This is a genomic window from Paracoccus sp. (in: a-proteobacteria) (assembly GCF_030538655.1).
Taxonomy (GTDB): Bacteria; Pseudomonadota; Alphaproteobacteria; order Rhodobacterales; family Rhodobacteraceae; genus Paracoccus.
The window spans coordinates 69,725-93,605 of the sequence record NZ_JAUNTO010000004.1 but is presented as its reverse complement, the minus strand read 5'-3'; the positions used below and the strand labels follow the sequence as shown (position 1 = coordinate 93,605).

At 65.5% G+C, this 23,881-nt stretch carries 23 protein-coding genes; 13 read left to right on the top strand and 10 right to left on the bottom strand.

The genetic code is table 11. The features are described 5' to 3' along the window. Window positions 1-37: 37 nt before the first annotated feature. The 4 genes from Q4G22_RS04290 to Q4G22_RS04275 are packed head-to-tail and all read right to left on the bottom strand — an operon-like array spanning window position 38 to window position 6,765. Complete coding sequence (locus tag Q4G22_RS04290; RefSeq protein ID WP_303384662.1) at window positions 38-2,128, bottom strand: hypothetical protein; 2,091 nt, start codon at window positions 2,126-2,128, stop codon at window positions 38-40. Then, window positions 2,125-4,893, bottom strand: a complete 2,769-nt coding sequence (locus Q4G22_RS04285) for a DUF4159 domain-containing protein (protein WP_303384661.1) — start codon at window positions 4,891-4,893, stop codon at window positions 2,125-2,127. The genes Q4G22_RS04290 and Q4G22_RS04285 overlap by 4 nt, the downstream gene beginning before the upstream one ends. Window positions 4,894-4,897: 4 nt before the next feature. Beyond that, a complete protein-coding gene (locus Q4G22_RS04280; RefSeq protein WP_303384660.1) occupies window positions 4,898-5,761 on the bottom strand; it encodes a DUF58 domain-containing protein in 864 nt (287 codons plus the stop codon). Beyond that, on the bottom strand, window positions 5,758-6,765 hold the full coding sequence (locus Q4G22_RS04275; protein WP_303384659.1) for a MoxR family ATPase: 1,008 nt from the start codon (window positions 6,763-6,765) through the stop codon (window positions 5,758-5,760). The genes Q4G22_RS04280 and Q4G22_RS04275 overlap by 4 nt, the downstream gene beginning before the upstream one ends. Before the next feature lie 66 nt (window positions 6,766-6,831). Between Q4G22_RS04275 and Q4G22_RS04270 the strand changes: the two genes are divergently transcribed. The 5 genes from Q4G22_RS04270 (at window position 6,832) to Q4G22_RS04250 (ending at window position 11,682) form a co-directional block, all read left to right on the top strand. Further along, the gene (locus tag Q4G22_RS04270) at window positions 6,832-7,374 is read left to right on the top strand and encodes a DUF1285 domain-containing protein (RefSeq protein WP_303384658.1); all 543 of its coding nucleotides are present in this window, start codon (window positions 6,832-6,834) and stop codon (window positions 7,372-7,374) included. Next, entirely contained in the window at window positions 7,374-8,141 is a 768-nt protein-coding gene (locus Q4G22_RS04265; RefSeq protein WP_303384657.1) for a hydroxypyruvate isomerase family protein, read from the top strand. Before Q4G22_RS04270 ends, Q4G22_RS04265 begins: the two co-directional genes overlap by 1 nt. Before the next feature lie 317 nt (window positions 8,142-8,458). Next, a complete protein-coding gene (gene typA / locus Q4G22_RS04260; protein WP_303384656.1) occupies window positions 8,459-10,279 on the top strand; it encodes a translational GTPase TypA in 1,821 nt (606 codons plus the stop codon). Window positions 10,280-10,332: 53 nt separating this feature from the next. Then, the gene (locus Q4G22_RS04255; RefSeq protein ID WP_303384655.1) at window positions 10,333-10,959 is read left to right on the top strand and encodes a TetR/AcrR family transcriptional regulator; all 627 of its coding nucleotides are present in this window, start codon (window positions 10,333-10,335) and stop codon (window positions 10,957-10,959) included. Between the two features lie 108 nt (window positions 10,960-11,067). Further along, a complete protein-coding gene (locus Q4G22_RS04250; RefSeq protein ID WP_303384654.1) occupies window positions 11,068-11,682 on the top strand; it encodes a WHG domain-containing protein in 615 nt (204 codons plus the stop codon). A gap of 41 nt (window positions 11,683-11,723) precedes the next feature. Here the strand turns inward: Q4G22_RS04250 and purU are convergent, their stop codons facing one another. The 3 genes from purU to Q4G22_RS04235 form a co-directional block, all read right to left on the bottom strand. Next, window positions 11,724-12,608 (bottom strand): formyltetrahydrofolate deformylase, encoded by an 885-nt coding sequence (gene purU, locus Q4G22_RS04245; protein WP_303384653.1) that lies wholly within the window; start codon window positions 12,606-12,608, stop codon window positions 11,724-11,726. A 102-nt stretch (window positions 12,609-12,710) separates the two neighbouring features. Beyond that, window positions 12,711-13,034 (bottom strand): 2Fe-2S iron-sulfur cluster-binding protein, encoded by a 324-nt coding sequence (locus tag Q4G22_RS04240; RefSeq protein WP_303384652.1) that lies wholly within the window; start codon window positions 13,032-13,034, stop codon window positions 12,711-12,713. A 202-nt stretch (window positions 13,035-13,236) separates the two neighbouring features. Then, on the bottom strand, window positions 13,237-14,169 hold the full coding sequence (locus Q4G22_RS04235) for a pirin family protein (RefSeq protein ID WP_303384651.1): 933 nt from the start codon (window positions 14,167-14,169) through the stop codon (window positions 13,237-13,239). 158 nt (window positions 14,170-14,327) lie between these two features. On the opposite strand from Q4G22_RS04235, the gene Q4G22_RS04230 reads away from it, so the two are divergent. From Q4G22_RS04230 to Q4G22_RS15695, 3 genes are all read left to right on the top strand, one after another. Next, complete coding sequence (locus tag Q4G22_RS04230; protein ID WP_303384650.1) at window positions 14,328-15,851, top strand: VOC family protein; 1,524 nt, start codon at window positions 14,328-14,330, stop codon at window positions 15,849-15,851. A gap of 159 nt (window positions 15,852-16,010) precedes the next feature. Beyond that, window positions 16,011-16,193, top strand: coding sequence for a hypothetical protein (locus tag Q4G22_RS04225; protein ID WP_303384649.1), 183 nt, complete (start codon window positions 16,011-16,013; stop codon window positions 16,191-16,193). A 9-nt stretch (window positions 16,194-16,202) separates the two neighbouring features. Continuing rightward, entirely contained in the window at window positions 16,203-16,397 is a 195-nt protein-coding gene (locus Q4G22_RS15695) for a hypothetical protein (RefSeq protein ID WP_368661457.1), read from the top strand. 211 nt (window positions 16,398-16,608) lie between these two features. Here Q4G22_RS15695 and Q4G22_RS04215 read toward each other — a convergent pair whose 3' ends face one another. Continuing rightward, a complete protein-coding gene (locus Q4G22_RS04215) occupies window positions 16,609-17,547 on the bottom strand; it encodes a ring-cleaving dioxygenase (protein ID WP_303384647.1) in 939 nt (312 codons plus the stop codon). 133 nt (window positions 17,548-17,680) lie between these two features. On the opposite strand from Q4G22_RS04215, the gene Q4G22_RS04210 reads away from it, so the two are divergent. Continuing rightward, window positions 17,681-18,598, top strand: coding sequence for a LysR family transcriptional regulator (locus tag Q4G22_RS04210; RefSeq protein WP_303384646.1), 918 nt, complete (start codon window positions 17,681-17,683; stop codon window positions 18,596-18,598). Here the strand turns inward: Q4G22_RS04210 and Q4G22_RS04205 are convergent. After that, on the bottom strand, window positions 18,595-20,262 hold the full coding sequence (locus Q4G22_RS04205) for a formate--tetrahydrofolate ligase (RefSeq protein ID WP_303384645.1): 1,668 nt from the start codon (window positions 20,260-20,262) through the stop codon (window positions 18,595-18,597). The genes Q4G22_RS04210 and Q4G22_RS04205 overlap by 4 nt on opposite strands. Window positions 20,263-20,348: 86 nt before the next feature. Next, complete coding sequence (locus tag Q4G22_RS04200; RefSeq protein ID WP_303384644.1) at window positions 20,349-20,795, bottom strand: outer membrane protein assembly factor BamE; 447 nt, start codon at window positions 20,793-20,795, stop codon at window positions 20,349-20,351. A gap of 105 nt (window positions 20,796-20,900) precedes the next feature. Between Q4G22_RS04200 and Q4G22_RS04195 the strand changes: the two genes are divergently transcribed. The 4 genes from Q4G22_RS04195 to Q4G22_RS04180 all read left to right on the top strand — a co-directional run bounded on the left by Q4G22_RS04195 (window position 20,901) and on the right by Q4G22_RS04180 (window position 23,871). Continuing rightward, window positions 20,901-21,425, top strand: coding sequence for a DUF177 domain-containing protein (locus Q4G22_RS04195; protein ID WP_303384643.1), 525 nt, complete (start codon window positions 20,901-20,903; stop codon window positions 21,423-21,425). A 118-nt stretch (window positions 21,426-21,543) separates the two neighbouring features. Continuing rightward, window positions 21,544-21,750 (top strand): 50S ribosomal protein L32, encoded by a 207-nt coding sequence (gene rpmF / locus Q4G22_RS04190; protein ID WP_303360159.1) that lies wholly within the window; start codon window positions 21,544-21,546, stop codon window positions 21,748-21,750. A gap of 22 nt (window positions 21,751-21,772) precedes the next feature. Next, on the top strand, window positions 21,773-22,894 hold the full coding sequence (gene plsX, locus Q4G22_RS04185) for a phosphate acyltransferase PlsX (protein WP_303384642.1): 1,122 nt from the start codon (window positions 21,773-21,775) through the stop codon (window positions 22,892-22,894). Beyond that, window positions 22,894-23,871, top strand: a complete 978-nt coding sequence (locus Q4G22_RS04180) for a beta-ketoacyl-ACP synthase III (protein ID WP_303384641.1) — start codon at window positions 22,894-22,896, stop codon at window positions 23,869-23,871. Before plsX ends, Q4G22_RS04180 begins: the two co-directional genes overlap by 1 nt. Window positions 23,872-23,881 lie beyond the last annotated feature (10 nt).

Here is a 23,881-nt window from a genome sequence, read left to right as displayed (position 1 = left end):
CGACGCGCCCCCGGCTTTGGGCGGCGACATCGCCCTGTCAGACCCGCCGCCGCGCCTCTGTCAACCAGCCCGCGACCAGCAGCCCGGCAATCACCACCAGCCAGACCCAGCCGGGCAACAGGGGCCGACGCGCAAGACCAGTCACCGTCGCCGCCTCGCGCGGGGTCAGGGCGATCCAGCGACCAAGGGCCGTTTCACCAAAAGCCTGCCGCCCGGCGCGCACGGTCCGCAGGTCGGGCACGCCGTCAGACAGGCGCAGCACCGCGCCGCCTGTGGCCTGCACCAATGGGCCAAGCGTCGTATCGCTGGCCACTGTCTGTTCAAATTCGCGCGGGGCGGCAGGGCCAAGCGCCAGCACCCGCGTCACATCACCGTCAGCCAGCCGATACAGCCCCGGCCCCGGCGCGATCCAGTCGGCCACGAACCGCCCCGGCCCGGCGGGCGTCAGCGGCAGGTCGGTCGCCAGCCCATCTGGCCCGGTAATACGCAGCGGCCCGGCCTCGTCCTGCATGGTCCGCCGCGTCAGCCGCACCCGCAGGTCGGCACCGACATCGGCCAGCAAGGTTTCCTCGTCCAGCTCGGGTTCCTTCATCGACCAATGCGCGATGCGGCGCAGCAGCTCAAGCTGCGGGCCGCCACCTTCAAAGCCGCGCCCCCACAGCCAGACCTGATCGCTGGTCATCTGCGCCACCCGTCCCTGCCCCACGCGATCAAGGATCAGCAGCGGGCGATCATCCGCGCCCGTCATCGCCACCACTCCGCGCGAAACGATGGTGTCGGCCATGCGCAGCCAGCGGCCCCAGGGCGCGGCGGGCACCTCATCCGGGCCAGCCGCGCCCGGCAGGCCCGAGGTTACGGGATGGCGCGCACCCTCGTCAGTCAGGCGCGGCAAAAACGGTGCGTCGATCACCCGCCCGGTGGGCCGCGCGGGCAGGATGCGGCCAAGCGGCGACAGGTTCAGGCTTTCGACACCTGCCATCTCTGGCCCGGCGGCGACCAGAATCGCACCGCCCTGTTCGACATAGCGGGCGATGTTGTCGTAATAATCGGCGGGCAGGATGCCCTGCACCCGATAGCGGTCAAAGATAATCAGGTCGAAATCGTCGATCCGCTGCATGAACAGTTCATGCGTGGGAAAGGCGATCAGCGCCAGTTCATCCACCGGCACGCCATCGAATTTATCCGGTGGGCGCAGGATGGTGAAATGGATCAGGTCCACCCCTGCATCCGATTTCAGCAGGTTGCGCCATGTCCGTTCCCCGGCATGAGGCTGCCCCGACACCAGCAGCACCCGTAGCCGGTCACGCACCCCGGTGATCGACAGAACCGCCGCGTTGTTCAGCACTGTCAGTTCCCCGCCCTCTGGCGCGTCAAAGCTGATCTGCACCACGTTCTGCCCGGCATGGGCAGGCACCACCGGCAGGTCCAGCGACGCGCCGACGGGGACGGCAAAGACCTGTTCCTCGCCGCCGTTCAGACTGATGCGCAGGTTCACGGGCTGGCCCGCCTCTTGGGCAGGGACGGCACCCTGATCCTCGATCCGCAGGCGGATGGTGGCGGGTTCACCGATCAGGCCAAAGGCGGGCGATTCTTCGATCACCAGCCGCCGGTCCCAATCACCGGGGGTGCCGGTCAGCAGCAGATGCACGGGCGCGGGTGCCGCCGACGGGATCATGGCGGCGTCATGCGCCTGCCCGTCCGTCACCGCGATCACCCCGGCAAGGCGCTGTTCCGGCTCGGCGGCGATGGCGCGGGTCAGCGCGGTGCCGATCAGGCTGCCGTTTTCATCATCACCCACGGTGATACGGCGCAGTTCGGTATCGGGCAGCGCGGCGATCTGGCGGGTCAGCGCGTCGATGGCGGCATCGGTCTGCGCCGCGCGGCCCGGCAGTGACTGGCTGGCGCTACGGTCGTCCAGCAGGATCACGATGTCGCTTAACCCCGCGCGCGTGCCAATTTCCAGCGCCGGTCCAGACAGCGCCGCCACAGCCGCCAGCCCGGCCAGCCCGCGCCACGCCCAGCCCCGCAGCCCGCGCCACAACGCAAACCCCGCCGCCAACAGCGCAAGCGCCGCCAGCGCGGCAATCAGCCACCAAGGCAGGGCGGGGTCAAAGCGCAGGGCGTTCATCGCTGCATCTCCTCGATGCGCAGACGGTCCAGCAGGGCGGGAACATGGACCTGATCGGATTTGTAATTGCCGGTCAGCACATACATCACCAGATTGACGCCGAAGCGAAAGGCCATCTCGCGCTGGCGTTCGCCCTCGAACCCGCGCCCCACGGGAAACACCGGCATCCCGTCATCGTCCAGCGCCCATGCCTCGGCCCAGGAATTGCCGCCGATGATGACGGGCGAGACGCCATCGTTCAGGTTGCGAAACGGCATCCCCTCATCCGCCGATGCCCCGGCGGGCGGCGCTTCGGCCCAGACCGGCGCGCCCTGCCAGCGGCCCGGAAAGCCTTGCAGCAGATAAAAGCTGCGGGTCAGCACGTGGTCATCGGGGATCGGGGCCAGCGGCGGCACATCCAGCGGCGCGGCCAGCGTGGCCAGATCGGCGCGTCCATCCGGCCCGCCAACGCCGGTCACATCACCGTCGCGGGTGTCGAACAGGATCATCCCGCCGGACCGCAGAAAGTGGTTTAGCCGCAAATAGGCCATGGGCGAGGGCGAAGGCTGGCCCGCCGTCACCGGCCAATAAAGAAAGGTCAGCACCGACAGATCGTCGCGATCCAGATCAATACCGACCGGCACGCCCGGCTCGACCGAGGTGCGCAGTGACAGCACGCGCGACAACCCGGCCAGCCCTTGATAAGAGGTCTCGTCCACAGCCTCGTCGCCGGTCAGCACATAGGCCAGCGCGACCTCATCGGCGGCGCGGATGGTTTCGGGCGGCACATCCTGCGCCATGGCGCGGGGGGCGGGCCATGCGGCCAGCAACAGCACAAGCGCGGCGGCGGTCGTGGTGGTCGCCACAGCAGATCGGCGGTGACGCGACAGCGCGGCGGTGGCCAGCGCATCCAGCACCATCAGCAGCACGGCCAGCGCGATCAACGGCGCGGCCAGCGCGCGGCCCGATTGCGCCGCCACATCCTCGATTGCCGCGCCGTCCCATGTCGCCGGGATCAGCGCCGTGCCCGCGTTCAGCGCCACGCGCCGTTCGCCCGCCGCATAGATGCCCGGCGGCTGTCCCGGCCCCGGCCCGCGCGCAAAATCATCCGCCGCGACCGGCACCGGATCGGCGGCGGGGCTGGCGCGGCCCCAGCCGTCCAGCAGCACCTGCGGCACCAAGTAATCCGCCGTCTCCGCCGCAGGCGCATCGCCGGGCGCGGCCCGTGCCGAACCGATCAGCCGATCCAGCATCTGCACGAACAGCCCCGACAGCGGCAGGTTCGACCATTCCGCATTCGCGGTGACGTGGAACAGCACCACCTGCCCCTGCCCCTCGGCCATGCGGGTTATCAGCGGCGTGCCGTCCACCAGCGCAGCAATCGTGCGTGCCGACAAATCGGGCGAGGGTTGCGCGATCAGTTGTGCGCGCACCGTCACCTCGTCCGGCGGGATCAGACCGGCGAACAGCCCCTGGGCGACAAAGGGCGCAATGCCACGCGGATCGCCCCATGACAACGCGCCGCCGACATCGCGCCCCCCAGGGCGCAGCGCGACCGGCAGCAGCGGTTCGGTATCCAGCCGGTCGCTGGCGGCCATGCGCGGTCCGGCAAAGCGGATCAGCAGCCCGCCCGCCTGCACCCATTCCGCCAACCGCCCGGTTTCGGGCAGGCCCACCTGATCGGCCAGCACGATCACATCGGGCGCAGCGTCCAGCACATCGGCAAGGCCGCCCTCGATCACATCGGCCACCGGGGTCAGCGCCCGGCGAAGATAGTGCATCGGTGACAGCAACTCCTGCCCCTCGGCCGCGCCTGCGGCATCACCGACCAGCGCCACCTTGTGCCGCCGCAGCCGGTCATCGGCCAGCACCACCACACCCGCATGGGCCACCCCCTCGACCTGATAGCGGGTGATGCGGTTGCGCAATTCCGGCGGCAGGTCGATGGCCACGGCGCGGCGCTGCCCCTGCCCTTCGGCCACCGGGGCACCGGGGGTCAGCCGGGCTAGCGCGCGGGGGGTGCCCTGCGGGTCAGGACCGATGGCCTCGATCTGCGGTGCATCACCGGCGGCAGAGCTGTGCAGCATCAGTGCGGGGGTCTCGCCGCCGTCCAGCGTCAGCGACAGCACCGGGGCGGCGGGCGGCACCACCGTCACCGGCCCGCGCATCGTCAGCGCCGCCAGCCAGCCTGCGCGGTTCGGGTGGTCCAACCCGTCGCTGATCCATAGCGTGGCCAGTTGCCCCGGCGGCGCGACGGACAGCGCCGCATCAGCATCGTCGGGCAGTATGCTTGGCCAGGCCGCAGGTCGCGCGGCACGCAAGGCAGGCAACAGATCGGTGCCGGTCTGAAAGACCAGCGGTTGCTGCGCCCCCACACCATCGGCGATCAGCAGCGCGGTGGGGCGGCCAGCGGCGGCGGCCTCGCTCAGCGCGCGTTCGGCGCGGGCCTGCCGCTGCGGCCAGTCAGGGGCGGCGGCCCAGCCAGCATCCAGCACCACCAGCAGCGGCCCGGTCTGCGCATCACGGGGCTGCGGTTTCCACACCGGCCCGGCAAAGGCAAGGATCAGCGCCGCCACCGCCAGCAGCCGCAGCAGCAACAGCCACCACGGCGTGCGCCGCGCCACCGGGTGCCGATCGACCAGCCCGGCCAGCAGCGCCACCGCCGGAAACGATTGCACGCGCGGCGAGGGCGGCAACGCGCGCAGGATCAGCCACAGCGCGGGCAACGCGACCAGCGCGGTCAGCACCAGCGGCGCGGTAAAACCAAGCGGACCAAGCATCAGCACCGGATCACCCCTCCAGCATCTGATACAGCCACATCAGCGCCTGCGCCGGCGCGGCTGCGGTGTCATGGGTGCCAAAGCGCCAGCCCGCCGCCGCGCAGGCTGCACCGATGTCGGCCCGCCGCTGCGCCAGCCGCGCCATATATTCGGCCCGCAGCCCCGCCGCATCGCGGGTATCGTGACGCGCGGCCCCGCCCGGTGCCTGAAACAGCACCGCACCGGCATAGGGGAAGGTCTCTTCGTCCGGGTCCAGCACCTGCAGCACCACGCCGCGCAGGCCCAAGGCGGCGGCACGGGCGATGTGATCCAGCAGCGGCTGAACCGGGGTCAGAAAATCACCGATCAGCACCAGCCGCTGACCGGGGCGCGCCGCGTCAGCGGGCGGGGTATCGTCCGCCGGATACAGCAGCAGTTCCTGCGCCAACCGCTCACCCTGCGCGCGCCCGGCCCGCGCCGGATCGCCGCCCGCCAGCCCGACCTTTTCGCCGCCACGCAACAGCACCAGCGCCAGCGACAAGGCCAGCACCTGCGCGCGCGTCTGTTTGCTGGGCCGGTCAGGCGCACCGGACCATGCCATCCCCGGCCCGCCCGCAACCCACAAAGACACGGCCTGCGCCGTCTGCGCCTCGCGGTCGCGGACAAAGCGGGCATCCGACCGGGCCGAGCGGCGCCAGTCGATGCTGCGCGCACTGTCACCGGGCTGCGCCGGGCGGTATTGCCAGAAATCTTCGCCCGGCCCCGCGCGCCGCAACCCATGCGCGCCGGGCGCGATCAGCGCCGCCAGCCGCTGCGCTGACAGAATCAGCGGCGGCAGGTGGGCCGAGGCAGCCTCGGCCCGTGCGCGCAGATCGGCAGGGGGCGTCACGCTCATGCGGCTTGCGTCAGCCCTGCACGGCCCGCCAGCAGACGGGCGATGATGGCATCCACGGTTTCGCCCCGCGCCCGCGCCGCAAAGTTCAGCGCCATGCGGTGCCGCAGCACCGGCGCGGCCAGCGCGGCCACATCGTCCAGCACCGGGGCAAAGCGGCCATGCAGCACCGCGCGCGCCCGCGTCACCAGCATCAGCGCCTGCGCCGCGCGCGGCCCCGGCCCCCAGATCAGCGACTCGGACACCCATGGCCCGGCCTCGTCCGCGCCGGGGCGGGCGGCACGCACCAGATCAAGAATGGCGTCCACCACCGTTTCGCCCACCGGCATCTGTCGGATCAGCCGCTGGGCCGCGATCAGCCCCGGCCCGTCGAACACGGCATGGGCCGCCCCCGCATCCACGCCGGTCGTGGCCAGCAGAATGTTACGCTCGGTGTCGCGGTCGGGATAATCCACGTCGATCTGCAACAAAAAGCGGTCCAGCTGGGCCTCGGGCAGCGGATAAGTGCCCTCTTGTTCGATGGGGTTTTGCGTGGCCAGCACATGGAACGGACGGCCAAGGTCGCGGTGCTGGCCCGCGACCGTCACCTGATGTTCCTGCATCGCCTGCAACAGCGCCGATTGCGTGCGCGGGCTGGCGCGGTTGATTTCATCCGCCATCAAAAGCTGGGTGAAGACCGGCCCCTCGATGAACCGAAACGCACGCGCGCCGGTGTCGGTCACGTCCAGCACTTCGGACCCCAGAATATCGGCAGGCATCAGGTCGGGGGTGAACTGGATACGCTGGCTGTCCAGCCCCATGACGGTGGCCAGCGTCTCGACCAGCATCGTCTTGCCCAGGCCCGGCTGACCGACCAGCAGCGCATGCCCGCCCGCCAGAATCGCCGCCAGCACCTGTTCCACCACATCATGTTGCCCGACAAACCGCTGTTCCACGCTAGCACGCGCCTGCGCCAGACGTTCGGCCAATGCGGTGACTTCGGCCACCAGATTTTCCTGCGCACCCATGACAAGCCCTTCTCGCTGTCGTATCACCCCTAGCTATAACAGTTGCAGAACGGACAACCACCGGGAATGGCCGATAAACCTGACAAAAGCGTGAGCACCGAAGGGCTTGCCGCCGCCGCGACCAAGGCGGCCAAGGGCGGATTACCGCCCGTGCATCTGTGGAATCCGCCCTATTGCGGCGAAATGGATATGGAAATCCGCGCTGACGGCACCTGGTGGCACGAGGGCAGCCCCATCGGTCGCCCGGCCATGGTGCGGCTGTTTTCCACCATCCTGAAGCGCGAGGGCGACCGGCATTATCTGGTGACTCCGGTGGAAAAGGTCGGCATCCGGGTGGTGGACGCACCCTTTGTCGTCACGGATGCTGACATCGGCGACAGCATCACATTCACCACCAATGTCGGCGATCAGGTCGTGGCCGATGCCGACAATCCGATCACCGTCGAATCGCACGGGGACGAACCGCGCCCCTATGTGCATGTGCGCGGCGGCATGGTGGCGCTGATCGACCGCAAGACATTCTACCGGCTGGCCGAGGCCGCCACCCCCGGACCGGACGGGCGCATGGGCGTCACCTCGGCCGGAGTTTTCTTTCCGCTGGAGCCGTGATGCCGCGTTTTGCCGCCAATCTGACGATGCTGTTCACCGAACTGCCGGTGCTGGCGCGCTTTGCCGCCGCGCGGGATGCCGGGTTTCAGGGCGTCGAGATGCTGTTTCCCTATGATCTGGCCCCGCGCGATCTGACCCGTGCCGCCCGTCAAAACGAACTGGATTTCGTGCTGCTGAACTGCCCGCCGCCAAATTGGGCGGGCGGGCCGCGCGGTTTCGCCGCCCAGCCGGGAATGGAGGATCGCTTTCGCCGCGATTTCGACCGCGCCCTGCGCTTTGCCGAGGCGTTAACTGCGCGTCATATCCACATCATGGCCGGCAAAGCCGAAGGCCCGCAGGCTCTGGACACCTTCCGCAGCAATCTGGACTGGGCCACCAAACGCGCGCCCCATGCCAGCCTGACCATCGAACCGATCAGCCAGACCGCGATGCCCGGCTATTTCCTGTCGGATTACGATCTGGCCGCGCGGATCATCACCGATCTGGCCGCGCCGAATCTGGGGCTGCAATTCGATACCTATCACGCACAGATCATCACCGGCGACGCACTGGCGGCATTCTCGGCGCACCGCCCGCTGATCCGCCACATCCAGATCGCCGGGCTGCCGGGCCGCAACGAACCCTTCAGCGGCGGCGGGCTGGACTATGCGGCATTTTTCGCCGCCGTCGATGGTTCAGACTATCGGGGCTGGGTCAGCGCCGAATATACCCCAAAATCTGTGACCGACACTGGGCTGGACTGGCTGAAAAACGCCGCAACCGCCTGAAAAGACGCCCGCCCTTCACAAAATCGGGAACCGGATGGCGTTCCGGGTGTTACCGCTTGGAACCCGCAAAGACGCCGCATGAGGTGGCGCCGGGAAGATATTAAGGAAGGAAAGGCCATGAACTCGATCATCTATATCGTCGGCCTCGTCGTGGTGGTGCTGTTTATTCTGTCGTTCCTCGGCCTGCGCTGAGGCAGACAGCCCGGTGCCCCGGCCAAGCCGGGCACCACACCGCCGCGCAGCGCGATTGTCGCTGGCGATCCGGGGCTTGCTGTTATAGGGGGTGCGGCGAACGCGCAATCTGACAGAACGGCCCCATGGACATTCGCAACATCGCCATCATCGCCCACGTTGACCACGGCAAGACCACACTGGTCGATAAACTGCTGCAACAGTCGGGCAGCTTCCGCGAAAATCAGGCCGTCGCCGAACGCGCGATGGACAGCAACGACATCGAACGCGAACGCGGCATCACCATTCTGGCCAAGGCCACCTCGGTCGAATGGAAAGGCACCCGCATCAATATCGTGGACACGCCCGGCCACGCCGATTTCGGCGGCGAGGTGGAACGCATCCTGTCCATGGTCGATGGCGTCTGCCTGCTGGTCGATGCCGCCGAAGGGCCGATGCCGCAGACGAAATTCGTGACCAGCAAGGCACTGGCGCTGGGGCTGCGGCCCATCGTGGTGCTGAACAAGGTCGATAAACCCGCCGCTGACCCCGAAAACGCGCTGAACGAGGTGTTCGACCTGTTCGCCAATCTGGGCGCGACGGATGAACAGCTTGATTTCCCGCATCTTTACGCATCCGGTATTGGCGGTTGGGCCGATGAAAGCATGGACGGTCCGAAACAGGATCTGTCGGCGCTGTTCGATCTGATCCTGCGCCATGTTCCCGCCCCGGCACAGCAAAGCCGGACGAACGAACCGTTCCAGATGATCGCGGTGACGCTGGCCGCCGACAACTTCCTTGGCCGTCTGCTGACCGGCCGGGTCGAGGCAGGCCGCGCCAAGGCGGGCGATACCGTCAAGGCCCTGTCCCGCGATGGCGAACGCATCGAACAGTTCCGCATTTCCAAAGTGCTGGCTTTCCGTGGCCTGACCCAGCAGCCGATTGACGAAGCGGTGGCAGGCGACATCGTGACACTGGCCGGCATGGCCAAGGCTACTGTCGCTGACACCATCTGCGCGCCCGAGGTCGAAACCGCCCTGCCCGCGCAACCAATTGATCCGCCGACCATCAGCGTCACCTTTGGCATCAACGATTCGCCGCTGGCGGGCCGCGATGGCAGCAAAGTGCAGTCCCGCGTCATCCGCGAACGGCTGATGAAAGAGGCCGAATCAAACGTCGCCATCAAGGTCGAGGACACGCCGGGGGGTGACGCCTTTATCGTCTCGGGCCGGGGCGAATTGCAGATGGGCGTTCTGATCGAAAACATGCGCCGCGAGGGGTTCGAGCTGTCGATTTCCCGCCCCCGCGTCATTTTCCGCGAGGAAGACGGGCAGCGGCTGGAACCCATCGAAGAAGTCATCATTGATGTGGACGACGACTATACCGGCGCGGTGATCGACAAGCTGACCGGCAACCGCAAGGGCGATCTGGTCGAAATGCGCCCCGCCGGTCACGGCAAGACCCGCATCGTCGCGCATGTGCCGTCGCGCGGGTTGATCGGCTATCAGGGCGAATTCATGACCGACACGCGCGGCAACGGCGTCTTGAACCGCATCTTCCATGACTGGGCGCCCTATAAAGGGCCGATTCAGGGCCGCCGCCAGGGCGTTCTGATCTCGATGGAAGACGGCGTTTCGGTTGCCTATGCGCTGTGGAACCTTGAAGAACGCGGCAAGATGTTCATCGGCGCGCAGGAACAGGTGTATCAGGGCATGATTATCGGCGAACATTCCCGCGACAACGACCTTGAGGTGAACCCGCTCAAGGGCAAAAAGCTGACTAACGTGCGCGCATCCGGCACGGACGAGGCCGTGCGCCTGACGCCCCCCGTCCGCATGTCGCTGGAAGAGGCCATCGCCTATATCGACGATGACGAACTGGTCGAGGTCACGCCGAAAAACATCAGACTGCGAAAAAGACACCTAGACCCGCATGAGCGCAAACGGCAGGCTCGGGCAGATGGTTAACAATCGGCATCATTTCCGGTTCATAGAGCGCAGAATTCTGCTAATTTAACGACATGCCTGACAACATACTTCCCCAGGGCGGCAGCCGTATTCGCGAACTTATCGAAGCAGCCGAACGGCTGATCGAACAGCATCGCCATACTCCGCTGACAATGGCGCAAATCGCGGCCGAGGCGGGGATGCCCGAATCGGTTGCGCGCGACATCGTGCCCGATGAAAAGGCGATGATCGACGTGCTGGCAGATATGGCAATCACGCATCTGCTGGATTCGATCTCGCGTCGGACAGTGGCCATCGACACGGGCGACGCGCTGGAACGTCTGCGCGCCATCGCCGAAGGCTTCATGGAATGGGCGATGCAGCGCCCGCATGAATTCCTGCTGGCCGCTGACCGCAATCTGGTGTCGATCAGCAATTCCGCCGCGCTGAAACGCCTGAACGATTCCGTGCGCGACCTACTGCATCGCAGCATGAAAGAGGCGCAGGCACAGGGCAAACTCAGCAACGCCTATGATCTGGACACGATGGCCGTCACTGGTCGCGCGCTGGTCTATGGCCTTGCCCGGATGAGCATTGACGGCCATTTCGAGGAATGGTCCATCGACACGCACGCCGAGCCGTTGGAAATCGCGCGCAAGTCCTTTGGCATTTATCTGAACGCAATGTCGCACAATGTCTAAGCACGCTTTTTGCGTGACGTGAAGTTTCTGTCGCACGGCAGTTTATCACCCATAAAACCATGCTATCCTGCCGTTAACACCTTCATCGACCACATGACTGGGCCAGGTATGGATAGCCGACATTTTCAAAGCCATGGCGCGGCAGCTTTGCTGGAGCTGATCGAAGAAACGCGGCTGGTGCCCCCAACCCCGACGCAACTGGCCGACAAGTTACATATCAGCCTGACCGTGTTGCAGGATTTTTATCCCGATCTTGACGATCTGACCCTGACCCTTGTGCAAGAGGCGATGGCCCGGATCAGTGACAATTGCGTCCGCTGGCTGGTGAAGGCCGATCAGGATCAGCCGCTGGAACAGGCGCGGGCACTGGCCTGCGGTTTTCTGGAATGGGCGCTGGATAACCCCGAACAGTTGCGATTGCTGGTCGATCAGCGAGTTCTGCGCTTTGCCGACGACCCCGGCATCATGCGTCAGGTGCTGGCGTTGTTCCGGCTGCTGGAAAAGCTGCTGTCGCGCGCCCACGAGATGGGCCATCTGCGCCCGAACATCGACATTCGCCTGACGGTGCTGTCGGGATTTAGTTTCGTTTACGGGCTGGCGCGGGTGGCGGATTTCAACCCGCTGGCGCGCTTTGTGGCCGAAGGCGCGGACCAGGGCGGTGATCTCAACATGATGCTGTTTCAGGCGCTGAATCGCTACGTCGATACCCTGCGCCAAGGTTGACGGATGCGGCGGGTCAGCCCGCCGCACATCCCGCGTCGCGATCAGCCCATCCGCTCGCTGGCATAGCCGCCGGGGCTGGCCGGGAAAACCACCGTGCGATCCACATTCAGGAACACGCGGTGGTGGATGTGGGCGTGGATGGCGCGGGCCAGCACCTGCGCCTCGACATCGCGGCCAAGGGTAACGTAATCGGCCGCCGACTGGGCATGCGTCACGCGCACCGTGTCCTGTTCGATGATCGGACCTTCATCCAGATCGGCGGTGACATAATGCGCTGTCGCGCCGATCAGCTTTACCCCACGCTCATACGCCTGTTTATAGGGGTTCGCCCCTTTGAACGAGGGCAGGAACGAATGGTGGATATTGATGATCCGCCCTTCCATCTTGCGGCACAGCGCATCGGATAGCACCTGCATATAACGCGCCAGCACCACCAGATCGGTCCGGGTTTCCTCGACCAGCGCCAGCAGCCGCGCTTCGGCCTCGGGCTTGTTTTCGGGGGTAACGCGGATGTGGTGAAAGGGGATGTCGTGGTTCACGACGACCTTTTGATAGGTCAGGTGGTTCGACACCACGCCGACAATATCCACCGGCAGCGCGCCGATCTGCCAACGATACAGCAGATCGTTCAGGCAATGCCCGAAATTCGACACCATCAGCAGAACGCGGGCGCGCTGCGACGCCTCATGGATGGCCCAGTCCATCGCAAACTGTTCAGCCACCGATGGGAAAGCGCCGCGCAGGTCATCCGCCACCGCCCCGGTTTCCGACCGAAAGCTGACGCGCATAAAGAACATGCCGTTATTCGCATCATCGAATTGCGCTGCATCGGTAATATTGCAGCCATTATCCGCCAGAAAATTCGCAATCGCGGCAACGATACCGCGGCGCGACGGGCAGGTGACGGTCAGGATCAGATCGGTCATCAGAAGGGTTCCCGCAATGGTCATGCCCGGACGCTAGCGCAACGCGGCGCGGCCCCGAACCGCGCCTGCGACAGCTTTGCGCCAAAAGGCGACGTCAGATTCTCAGATCTGCCGCTCGGGCAGTTGCACCACCAACCCGTCCAGTTCCGGCGTCACCTTGATCTGGCAAGTCAGGCGCGAGCGCACCGGATCGGGTTCATAGGCGAAATCCAGCATGTCGGATTCCATGTCATCGCGCGGCGGCAGCTTGTCCAGCCAAGCGTCATCGACATAGACATGACAGGTGGAACAGGCGCAGGCACCGCCGCAATCGGCCTCGATCCCCGGAACGCCATTGTCGCGCGCGCCCTCCATCACGGTCATGCCCGGCTTGACCTCGATTTCATGGCGGGTGCCGTTATGCTCGATATAGGTGATCTTCGCCATGCGTGGCTCCTTTTCGCTACGCCTGCGAGATAGGTCATCCGCACGACAAAGAAAAGGTCAGCGCGTGCGGCATCTCTGGTCCATAAATATCCCCGCCGGAGGCATCTTTGGGCAGTCCGTTGCGCCTGACGCGCGGCATGGCCGTTGCGGAACATACAGCAATGACTGCCCCGCGCCTTCCCAAAGGGCACCCTGCATCCGCTCAGGGCAGCGGGATGAATTCGTCGCGGTCGTTCCGCGGCAGATCGAACAGCCCCTGCCCCCAACGCCCGGCGCGCCATTCCTCTTTCGCGTGCTCGATCCGTTCTTTGGACGAGGCGACAAAGTTCCACCAGATATGGCGCGGCCCGTTCAATGTCGCCCCGCCAAGCGCCATCAGCCGCGCGCCCTGCGGACCAGCGGCAACGGTGATGCGGTCGCCGGGGCGGAACACCATCATCTGACCGGCGTCAAAGGTTTGCCCGGCGATGCTGACCTGCCCTTCGGTGATATAAAGGCCGCGATCTTCGTGATCATCGGGCAAGGGAAAGCGCGCACCTGGGATCAGCACAACGTCCAGATAGAAGGTTTCGGAATACATTTTGGCCGGGGCCTGTTCGCCATAGGCATTGCCAAGAATCAGCTTTGCCGTCACGCCCTCTGCCTCGATCACGGGCAGGGTTTCCTTGCTGTGATGTTCAAAGCTGGGGGCCATATCCTCTTGGTCTTCGGGCAGGGCCACCCATGTCTGGATGCCGTAAAGGCTGTGCGGGCCATGGCGGGCAGCGCTGCTGGTGCGTTCGGAATGGGTGACGCCCCGCCCCGCAACCATCCAGTTCAGCGCGCCCGGTTCGATCACCTGATCGGCCCCGGTGCTGTCGCGATGATGAAAATCGCCGCGATACAGATAGGTCACGGTGCCAAGGCCGATATGCGGATGCGGGCGCACGTCGATACCCTGCCCGGTCAGAAATTCGGCCGGGCCAGCCTGATCGAAGAAGATGAACGGGCCAACCATCTGCCGCGTCGGGGCGGGAAGGGCACGGCGCACCTCGAACCCGCCAAGGTCGCGGGCGCGGGGGATGATGAGGGTTTCGATGGCATCGACGCCGATCTCGTCGGGGCAACCGGGATCAAGGGCGGGGTTCCAGCTCATATCTTGTCCTTTCATCTGTTATACGGGATTCTAGGGCGCATGACCCTGCACTGCCAAGGCCGGATATGTTCGTCAATCGCGAACCCGGTGTCAGCGCGCCGCGCTGTGGGCCGATGCCATGTCGGTGCCATATGAAGCACAACAGAAAGGGGACCACCATGACCACCGGCATTCATCACGTCACTGCCATCACGCGCCGCGTGCAGGCCAATGTCGATTTCTACACGGGCTTTCTGGGCCTGCGGCTGGTCAAGCGCACCGGCGGGTTCGAGGATGCGGAACAGTTGCACCTGTTTTATGGCGACGCGCTTGGCTCGCCCGGTTCCATCATCAGCTTTCTGGTGTGGGAGGATGGCGCACCCGGCCGAACCGGCTTGGGTCAGGTGGCCGAGATCGCGCTGGCCGTGCCCGCTGACCGCATTGGCGACTGGCTGACCCGTGCCATGGCGGCAGGGGTGCCTGCCACGGGACCGGCGCGCGAATTCGGCGAGACCGTGCTGCGGCTGAAAGACCCGGACGGCATCATCGTCAAGCTGGTTGGTGTCGATCTGCCTGCCGCCGCGCCACTGCCTGACCCTATCGCGCCGACTCGGCTGCGCGGGGTTACGCTGCTGACCGATCAACCGCAGGAAACCGAGGCGTTCATCACCCGTTTCGGCTATCGCTTTGCGCGGGCCGAAGGGGCGGTGCGGCGGCTTGAGTCTGATACCGACAGCGTGGATCTGCGCGATGCCACCGGCTATTTTCCCGGCATTCCCGGCACCGGGATTCTGGATCACGTGGCGTTTCGCGCCCCGGATGTCGATGCCGTGCGGCGGATGCGGCTGGCGCTTGGCTCTGCGGCCACGACCAGCGTGCATGACCGGCGCTATTTCCTGTCGCTTTATGCCCGCGATCCGGCAGGCATTCTGACGGAATATGCTACCGACGCCCCCGGCTTTACCATCGACGAACCAGCCGAGACCCTGGGCCATCAGTTATTCATGCCGCCCCATGACCAGCATCGCATTGATGATCTGCGGGTGATGCTGCCACAATTCGCCCTGCCGGGCGAGGAAAGGACACCGATGCGCGACCTGCCCTTTATCCACCGCTTTCATCGCCCCAACGACCCCGACGGGCAGGTGATGCTGCTGCTGCATGGCACGGGTGGATCGGAAACCGACCTGATGCCGCTGGCCGCCCGGATCGCGCCGCGCGCAACCCTGCTGGGCCTGCGCGGACGTTCGAGCGAGGAAGGCATCAACCGCTGGTTCCGCCGCTTTGACGCGATGAGCTATGATCAGGCCGACATCCGGGCCGAGTCGGCGGCGCTGGCCGGTTTCGCCGCCGAACTGCCGCGCGCCTATGGCATCGACCCGGCGCAGGCGGTGTGGCTGGGCTATTCCAACGGCGCCAACCTGCTGGGCGCCGCCATGCGGCTGCATCCGGGCCTGGCCCGGCGCGCGATCCTGCTGCGCGGGATCGAGGTGCTGGAGCAACCGCCACAGGCCGACCTGAGCGGAACCTCGGCACTGCTGCTGTCGGGCGCGGATGACCCGTTTACGCGTCTGGCACCACCGCTGGAACGCAGCCTGACCGGGGCCGGTGTGGCGCTGGAAGCGCGTGTTCTGGCGACCGGGCATCAACTGTCGCCGGATGATCTGGCAGCTGCGCAGGATTGGCTGGCGCAAAACCCTTGATCTGCCCCATGACGGCCTGGCCCGCGCGTTCGGTTCCCCCGAACGCGCGGGCTTTCACATATCATCGCAGGGAACCCTGGCACGAGCGAGCCAAACATCGCCGTTGTCACCGGACCGCCCCTCAAGACCCGCCTTGCCGATCAGTCGATTGAATAGCTGATGGAAAAGGCCAAAGATCGCGACGGCATGAGCTTTGAATTTGTAGGTCCGCGCGATTTCGATCTGCCTTCCTTTGATGAGGCGGCATCCAATCTGCACACCCCGCCGCAAGACCCCAAGGCGGTAGCGTGGCAAAAGAAGATCAGTGAATTCGACAGTTATCTGTCCGTGGCGGCGAAATAGAACCACGCAATCACCGGCGCGTCGAAGAATGCGCTGGATCAGGCATATAAAGACTGGCTGCGCAAGCCGGTGGCGCCCTTTGGCTATGGCGGCGTCGGCGGCGCGAGGGCTGATGCCGGTGCGCAACGTCGTGCATCTGGGTGTCGGGGCGTTCATAAAGGAATCGCCCTTGGGCGAGGGCAAGCCGATGTCCGAAGTGGATGACATCCCGTTGCCCTCGTTGAAAGGGACGCTGGACGATCTGCACTGGTGGACACAGGCGACAGCGGCAGCACGGAGCAAAAACGCGGATTGATTGCGTCCCGCGACGCCGGGGGCATTCTGCCCCCGGACCCCCTGAGGATATTTTCAGACCGAAGATGCCGACAACGAAAATGGCCGCCCCGGAAGAGGGCGGCCTTGTTCTGACAGTTTTTTATAGCGGTTTGAGATTGGCTTCGATCTGGTCGCGGCGCGGTTCGAGGAACGGCGGCAGCGACAGACCTTCGCCAAGGGTTTCCAGCGGCTCGTCCACCGTAAAGCCGGGGGTATCGGTGGCAATCTCGAACAGGTTGCCGCCCGGTTCGCGGAAATACAGGCTGCGGAAGTAATACCGCTCGACTTCGCCCGAGGAGGGGATGCGGAACTCGCGCACCCGTTCGGTCCATTCCGTCAGCCCCACCGGATCAGGTGTGCGGAAGGCGACGTGATGCACCGCACCCGCGCCCTGCCGCGCCACCGGCAGGCCGGGCTGAACCGCGACGTGCAGTTCCGCCGCCGGGCCGCCCTGCCCCATCTCGAACACATGCACCTGCCCTTGCCCGTCGGGGCTGGGATAATCGCGGGTGCGGCGCATGTTCATGACGATGGTCAGGATCGCCTCGGTCGGGGCAAGATCAGGCACCGAGATGGTGATCGGCCCCAGCCCCCGGATCTGATGCTGCGCGGGCACCGGGCTGCGGTCCCATGGGTTCGCCGCGCCGGGCTGGTCGGCGGTCAGGCGGAAACGCTGACCTTCGCCATCCTCGAAATCCAGCGAGGCGCGGCCATCAGTCGTTGCCGGCTGGCCGGTCTGCACGCCTGCATCGCGCAGACGCGCGGCCCAGTAGTCAAGGCTGCCCTCGTCGATGCGCAGCCCTGTGCGGCTGATCGAATGGGTGCCGCGGCGTTCGCGTGCCACAGGCCAGTCAAAGAATGTCAGGTCGGTGCCGGGGCTGGCCAGCCCGTCGGCATAGAACAGATGATAGGCGGACGTATCGTCCTGATTGACGGTCTTTTTGACCAGCCGCAGCCCCAGCGTTTCGGTATAGAACCGCTTGTTCGCGGGGGCATCGGCGGTGATGGCCGTCAGGTGGTGAATACCGGTCAGATCCATGGTGATCTCCTTTCGCTTGGGACAGATATGGCATCTGCCGCGCCCGAGGCGAGGCCACGCACCCCGACCACCGCATTCGCATTTCGCGAACGGTCGTGTTGTGTCGGTTTGCATTCGGTTCTATTCAGCGATCATGCGTTACGAGCTGACCGACCTGCAAACCTTTCTGGCTGTGCTGGATCATGGCACCGTCACCGCCGCCGCTGCGCGGCTGAATGTGGCCAAATCGGTGGTCAGCAAGCGGATTGGCAATCTGGAAACCGCGCTTGGGGCGGCGCTGTTCCGGCGCAACGCTGGCCGTATCACACCCACCGAAGCCGCGCAGCGTCTGGCCGAGCGGTTGCGCCCCGTGCTGGCCGATCTGGCGGCTGCGGCTGAAAGCGCCGCATGGGGCATGGACGGCGTAGCGCCTCTGCGTGGCACGTTACGGATCGCCGCTCCGATGAGTTTTGGCACCCTGTATCTTGGCCCGATCATCGCTCGCTTTGCCGCCGCGAACCCGGAACTGGAAATCATCGCCGATTACGATGACCGCGCCCGCGATCTGCCGCGCGAAGGGTTTGATATTGGCATTCGTATCGGCGAGGCGCGCGACAGCGCCCTGAAGGCGCGCAAGCTGTGCGAGGATCGGATCATTTGCTGCGCCAGCCCCGACTATCTGGCGGCTTATGGCACGCCGACGACCCCGGTTGATCTGGCGCGGCATCAGGTCATTGGCTATTCCCACGTTCCCAACGCGCAGATGTGGCAGTTCCGTCAGGGCGACCGGATGATCGCCGCCCCGGTTCACAGCCGGTTGTCGCTGAACAATGGCGAGGCGATGCGCGACATGGCCGAAGCGGCACTGGGCATCGCCATGCTGCCCGGTTTTATCGCCGCGCGATCGCTGCACGAAGGGCGGCTGGTGCCGGTGCTGGCCGATTATGGCACCCGGCCTTTGCCGATCGCCGCCATCTGGCCCCCGGTCGAGCCGATGCCGCCCAAGCTGCGCCGCTTTGTCGATCATCTGGTGGGAGAGCTGGACGGCGGCAAGCCGTGGCAAGGTGCCTAGAACAGCCCTTCGACCAGCCCCAGATCATTCAGCCGGATCGATTCGGCGGCGGGCACGCGCGGCAGGCCGGGCATGGTCATGATCTGGCCGCAGATGACGACGATAAAGCCCGCCCCGGCGGACAGGCGCACCTCGCGCACGGGCAGCGTATGGCCTTGGGGTGCGCCGCGCAGGTCGGGGTCGGCGCTGAAGGAATATTGCGTCTTGGCGATGCAGACCGGCAGATTGCCATGGCCCGCCTGTTCCCATGCCTGCAACTGCGCCTGCACCCCCGGCGCGGCCTCGATCCGGGCGGCGCGATAGATGCGGGTGGCGATGGTTTCGATCTTGTCCCACAGCGGCATCTCGTCGGAATAAAGCAGCCGGAAATCCGCCGCATCACTGTCAGCGGCGGCGATGACGGCGCGGGCCAGATCCTCGGCCCCGACACCGCCTTCGGCCCAGTGGCGTGACACCACCGCCTGCACCCCAAGCGCGGCGCAATATTCCTGCACGGCGGCGATTTCGGCATCGGTGTCGGCGGTGAAATGGTTGATCGCCACCACCACCGGCAGGCCATAACCCTGCATGTTTTCGATATGCCGCCCCAGATTGGCGCAGCCATTCCGCACCGCGACGACATTTTCCGCCCCCAGATCGGCGCGGGCAACGCCGCCATTCATCTTTAACGCGCGCACGGTCGCGACCACCACCACGGCCGAGGGCATCAGCCCGGCCTTGCGGCACTTGATGTCCAGAAACTTTTGCGCCCCCAGATCGGCGCCAAAGCCCGCCTCGGTCACAACGTAATCCGACAGGCGCAGCGCGGCGCGGGTGGCGATGACCGAATTGCAGCCGTGGGCGATATTGGCGAATGGCCCGCCGTGGACAAGGGCCGGATTGTTTTCCAGCGTCTGCACCAGATTGGGTTGCAGCGCATCGCGCAGCAGCACGGTCATCGCGCCATCCGCGCCAATGTCGCTGGCCGTCACCGGCGCGCGGTCGCGGGTATAGCCGATGACGATCTGCCCCAGACGCGCCTGCAAATCGGCCAGATCGGTGGCCAGGCAGAGAATCGCCATCACCTCGGACGCGACGGTGATGTCAAAGCCGGTCTGACGGGTAAAGCCGTTCGACACGCCGCCCAGACCCACGGTGATGTCGCGCAGCGCACGGTCGTTCATATCGACCACACGCCGCCAGGTGATCCGGCGAGTGTCGATGTCCAGCGCATTGCCCCAATAGATGTGGTTGTCGATCATCGCCGACAACAGGTTATGGGCGCTGGTGATGGCGTGAAAATCGCCGGTGAAGTGCAGATTCATATCCTCCATCGGGACAATCTGCGCCATGCCGCCGCCCGCCGCGCCGCCCTTCATGCCGAAATTGGGGCCAAGGCTGGCCTCGCGGATGCAGATGGTGGCGCGCTTGCCAATGCGGTTCAGCGCATCGCCAAGGCCGACGGTGGTGGTGGTTTTCCCCTCGCCCGCGGGGGTGGGATTGATCGCTGTGACCAGAATCAGCCGTCCCTGATGGTCGGGCAGCGCGGCCAAGGCGTCATGGGTGATCTTGGCCTTGTCATGACCATAAGGCAGGATCTGGTCCGGCCCTAGCCCCAACCGGGCAGCGATCTGGGCAATCGGACGCTTGACCGCCGCACGGGCGATTTCGATGTCGGTTTTCATGATTCCCTCCCCCGGCTGGCGGCGCGATGTGCACCGTTCGCCAAGGGATAACATCGGGCGCGCAGCGGCGCGACACCCGATGTGGTTTATTCGTCGCGCAGCAGATCGCCCGCCTGGAAGTTGCCGATATTGCCCATCAACTGACCGATGAACGACACCGGGGTGATGCTGCCCTCGGTCACGCGGCGCGACAGAACCACCACGCGCCCACGTTCCAGCCCAAAGCGTTCGACATTCGTCACAACACCATTGGGGGCAAAGCTGATCGCCACGACCTGCCGTTCCACCTCGCGCGGGGGGGTGGGGCCAAAGTCGCGCCAACGCGACCCGACGTAATACCAGCCCGAGCCGGTCAGCAGCCCCTGCGCCGAGGGCCGCCCGATCGTGGCATCCAGCATATCCTGCGTGGTCTGCCCCACAACGACCTGTTCCAGATCCTCGGGCGGGGGCACATAGCCGTGGTTGCGATAAACCGGCGCACAGGCCGCCAAGGCCAGCAGCACAACGATCATAACCTGCCGAAAGGTCGCCATTCTTTTCCCGTCCCTTACCTGCGACGGTTGACGCCGCCCGCCCCGCTTAGCAAACTCGTCATCCGCGCTCAAGAAATTCGATCCGCTGCGCAGAAAGGCCGTGCCATGTCTGATCCGACAATTTTTTCCCACCGGCTGCGGGTGGCGCATCTGAATCCGCGTGGCGACAATGATTTCGACCTGCGCCCCGATCCCGATCAGCGCGCCGCCATCGCGCAGGAACTGGGCCTGCTGGGCCTGCCCGCATTGCATATGAGCGGCCGCATCCGTCCCGAAGGCAACGATTCCTGGCTGCTGACCGCCCGGATGGACGCGCGTGTGGTGCAGCCCTGCGTCGTCACGCTGGAGCCGGTGGAAACCGCCATCAGCGACGACCTGCGCATTCTGTATTCCCCCCACGCCACAATGCCGGATGAGGCCGAAACCGAAGTCCCCGACCAGGACATCGAACCGCTTGGCCAATATATCGACACCGGCGCCGCCATGATCGAGGCGCTGTCGCTGTCCCTGCCACTGTATCCGCGCGCCGACGGTGCCGCGCTGGACACGGCACCCGCGCAGCCTGAACAGGACGAAACCCGTCAGCGTCCGTTTTCCGGGCTGGCGGACCTGCTGAAACCGCGCAACTAGGACGAATCGCTTGCAGCCCCTTGCATGGCGGCGGCTCTTGGCGTATTGGCGCGGTTCGTTCCGAATTTTCATGGCGGCCGCCTGTAGGTGCCCGCAATATCAGACCCGAGGTTGAGACATGGCTGTCCCCCAGAATCGCGTGACCCGCTCGCGCCGCAACATGCGCCGCTCGCACGATGCGCTGGTCGCTGGCAACCCCAACGAATGCCCGAACTGCGGCGAACTGAAACGTCCGCACCACGTTTGCCCGTCCTGCGGCCACTATGCCGACCGCGAAGTGATCGCGCAGGCAAACGACGTCGATCTGGACGACGACGCCGCCTGATCCGGCGCGCGTCAGCGGCCTGATGTCGGTGGAATCCAGCAAGACAAATGCACCGCGCGCCCCCGAGCAAGGGGGTAGCGTGGTGATTTCGGTTGATGCGATGGGCGGCGACCGTGGGCCGACGGCAGTGATCGCCGGAATGGCGGCATCTGCCAGCAAAAACCCGGAAATCCGCTTTATCCTGCATGGTCCCAAGGACGAACTGACCCGCCTTGTGTCGCGTCGCAAAGGGCTGGCTGAGCGTTGCGACATCCGCGATGCGCAGGGCGTCGTCACCATGAACGACAAGCCCAGCCAGGTGATCCGCAACGCGCAGGGCACCAGCATGTGGTCAGCCATCGAATCGGTCCGCGCGGGCGAAGCGACGGTGGCGGTCAGTTGCGGCAATACCGGCGCGCTGATGGCCCTGTCGATGCTGCGGCTGCGCAAGCTGCCCGGCGTGAACCGGCCCGCCATCGCCTGCCTGTGGCCCTCGCGCAATCCTCAGGGGTTCAACGTCATGCTGGACGTGGGCGCCGACATCCGCGCCGATGCGCCCGACCTGCTGCAATATGCGATGATGGGCGCGTCCTACGCTCGCAACGGGCTGGGGCTGGATCGTCCACGCGTCGGCCTGCTGAATGTCGGCACCGAAGAACACAAAGGCCGCGCCGAACTGAAAGAGGCGCATGACCTGATCGGCAAGGTCGCCGCGCAGGCGCAGTTCGATTATGTCGGTTTTGTCGAGGGGGGCGACCTGCCCGGCGCGCGCGCCGACGTGATCGTGACCGACGGCTTTAACGGAAATATCGCCTTGAAGACCGGCGAAGGCACAGCCAAGCTGGTCGGTGATTTTCTGCGTGAGGCGTTCAACAACTCGATCATGTCCAAATTCGCGGCCCTTCTGGCGATGAGTTCGCTCAAACGCCTGCAAAAGCGCATCGACCCGCGCCGGGTGAATGGTGGCGTGTTTCTGGGGCTGAACGGCACGGTGGTGAAATCACACGGCTCTGCCGATGCGACGGGGGTTTCGGCGGCAATCAAGCTGGCGTTCCAACTGGCGCGATCCGGCTTTCAGGACCGGCTGGCGGCACGGGTGGCACAAGGTGCGGCCCTATCCTTGCCGCCCGGCGATAACAACAGCGAAGAAGGCGGGGCGGTCTGATGGCAATTCGGCGTTCAGTGATCCGAGGTGTGGGGCACTATCTGCCTGAGCGGGTGGTCGAGAACAGCCATTTCGAAGATACGCTGGACACCAGCGACGCCTGGATCCGCGACCGCACCGGAATCGAGCGTCGCCACTTTGCAGCCGAGGGGCAGACGACCAGTGATCTGGCCATCCGCGCCGCCCGCGCCGCGCTGGATAACGCCGGGGTGACAGCCGACCAGATCGACGCGGTTGTGGTTGCGACCACCACCCCGGACCTGACCTTTCCCGCCGTTGCGACCATGGTGCAGGCCGGGCTGGAGATGCACCACGGCTTTGCCTATGACGTGCAGGCGGTGTGCGCGGGCTTTATCTTTGCGCTGTCCAATGCTGACGGACTGATCCGCACCGGGCAAGCCAACCGGGTGTTGGTGATCGGGGCTGAAACCTATTCCCGCATCATGGACTGGACCGACCGCGGCACCTGTGTGCTGTTTGGTGATGGTGCCGGGGCCGTCGTGCTTGAGGCATCCGACCAGCCCGGCACCAATACAGATCGCGGTATTCTGTCCTCGGATCTGAACAGCGACGGGCGTTATCGCGATATTCTGTATGTCGATGGCGGCGTCAGCACCACGGGCACGGCAGGTTGCCTGCGGATGCAGGGTAATCTGGTATTCCGCCACGCCGTTGAAAAGCTAGCAAAAACCGCCCATGCCGCGCTGGACAAGGCCGGGCTGACGCCCGCCGATGTCGATTGGCTGGTGCCGCATCAGGCCAACAGCCGCATCATCAGCGCCACCGCACAAAAGATGCAGCTGCCGATGGACAAGGTGGTTCTGACCGTCGCGGACCATGGCAACACCTCTGCCGCCTCGATTCCGCTGGCGCTGTCGGTGGCCAACCGTGAAGGCCGGTTCAAGGCCGGAGACCTGATCGTGACCGAAGCAATTGGTGGCGGGCTGTCATGGGGCAGCGTGGTCCTGCGCTGGTAATATATTGACC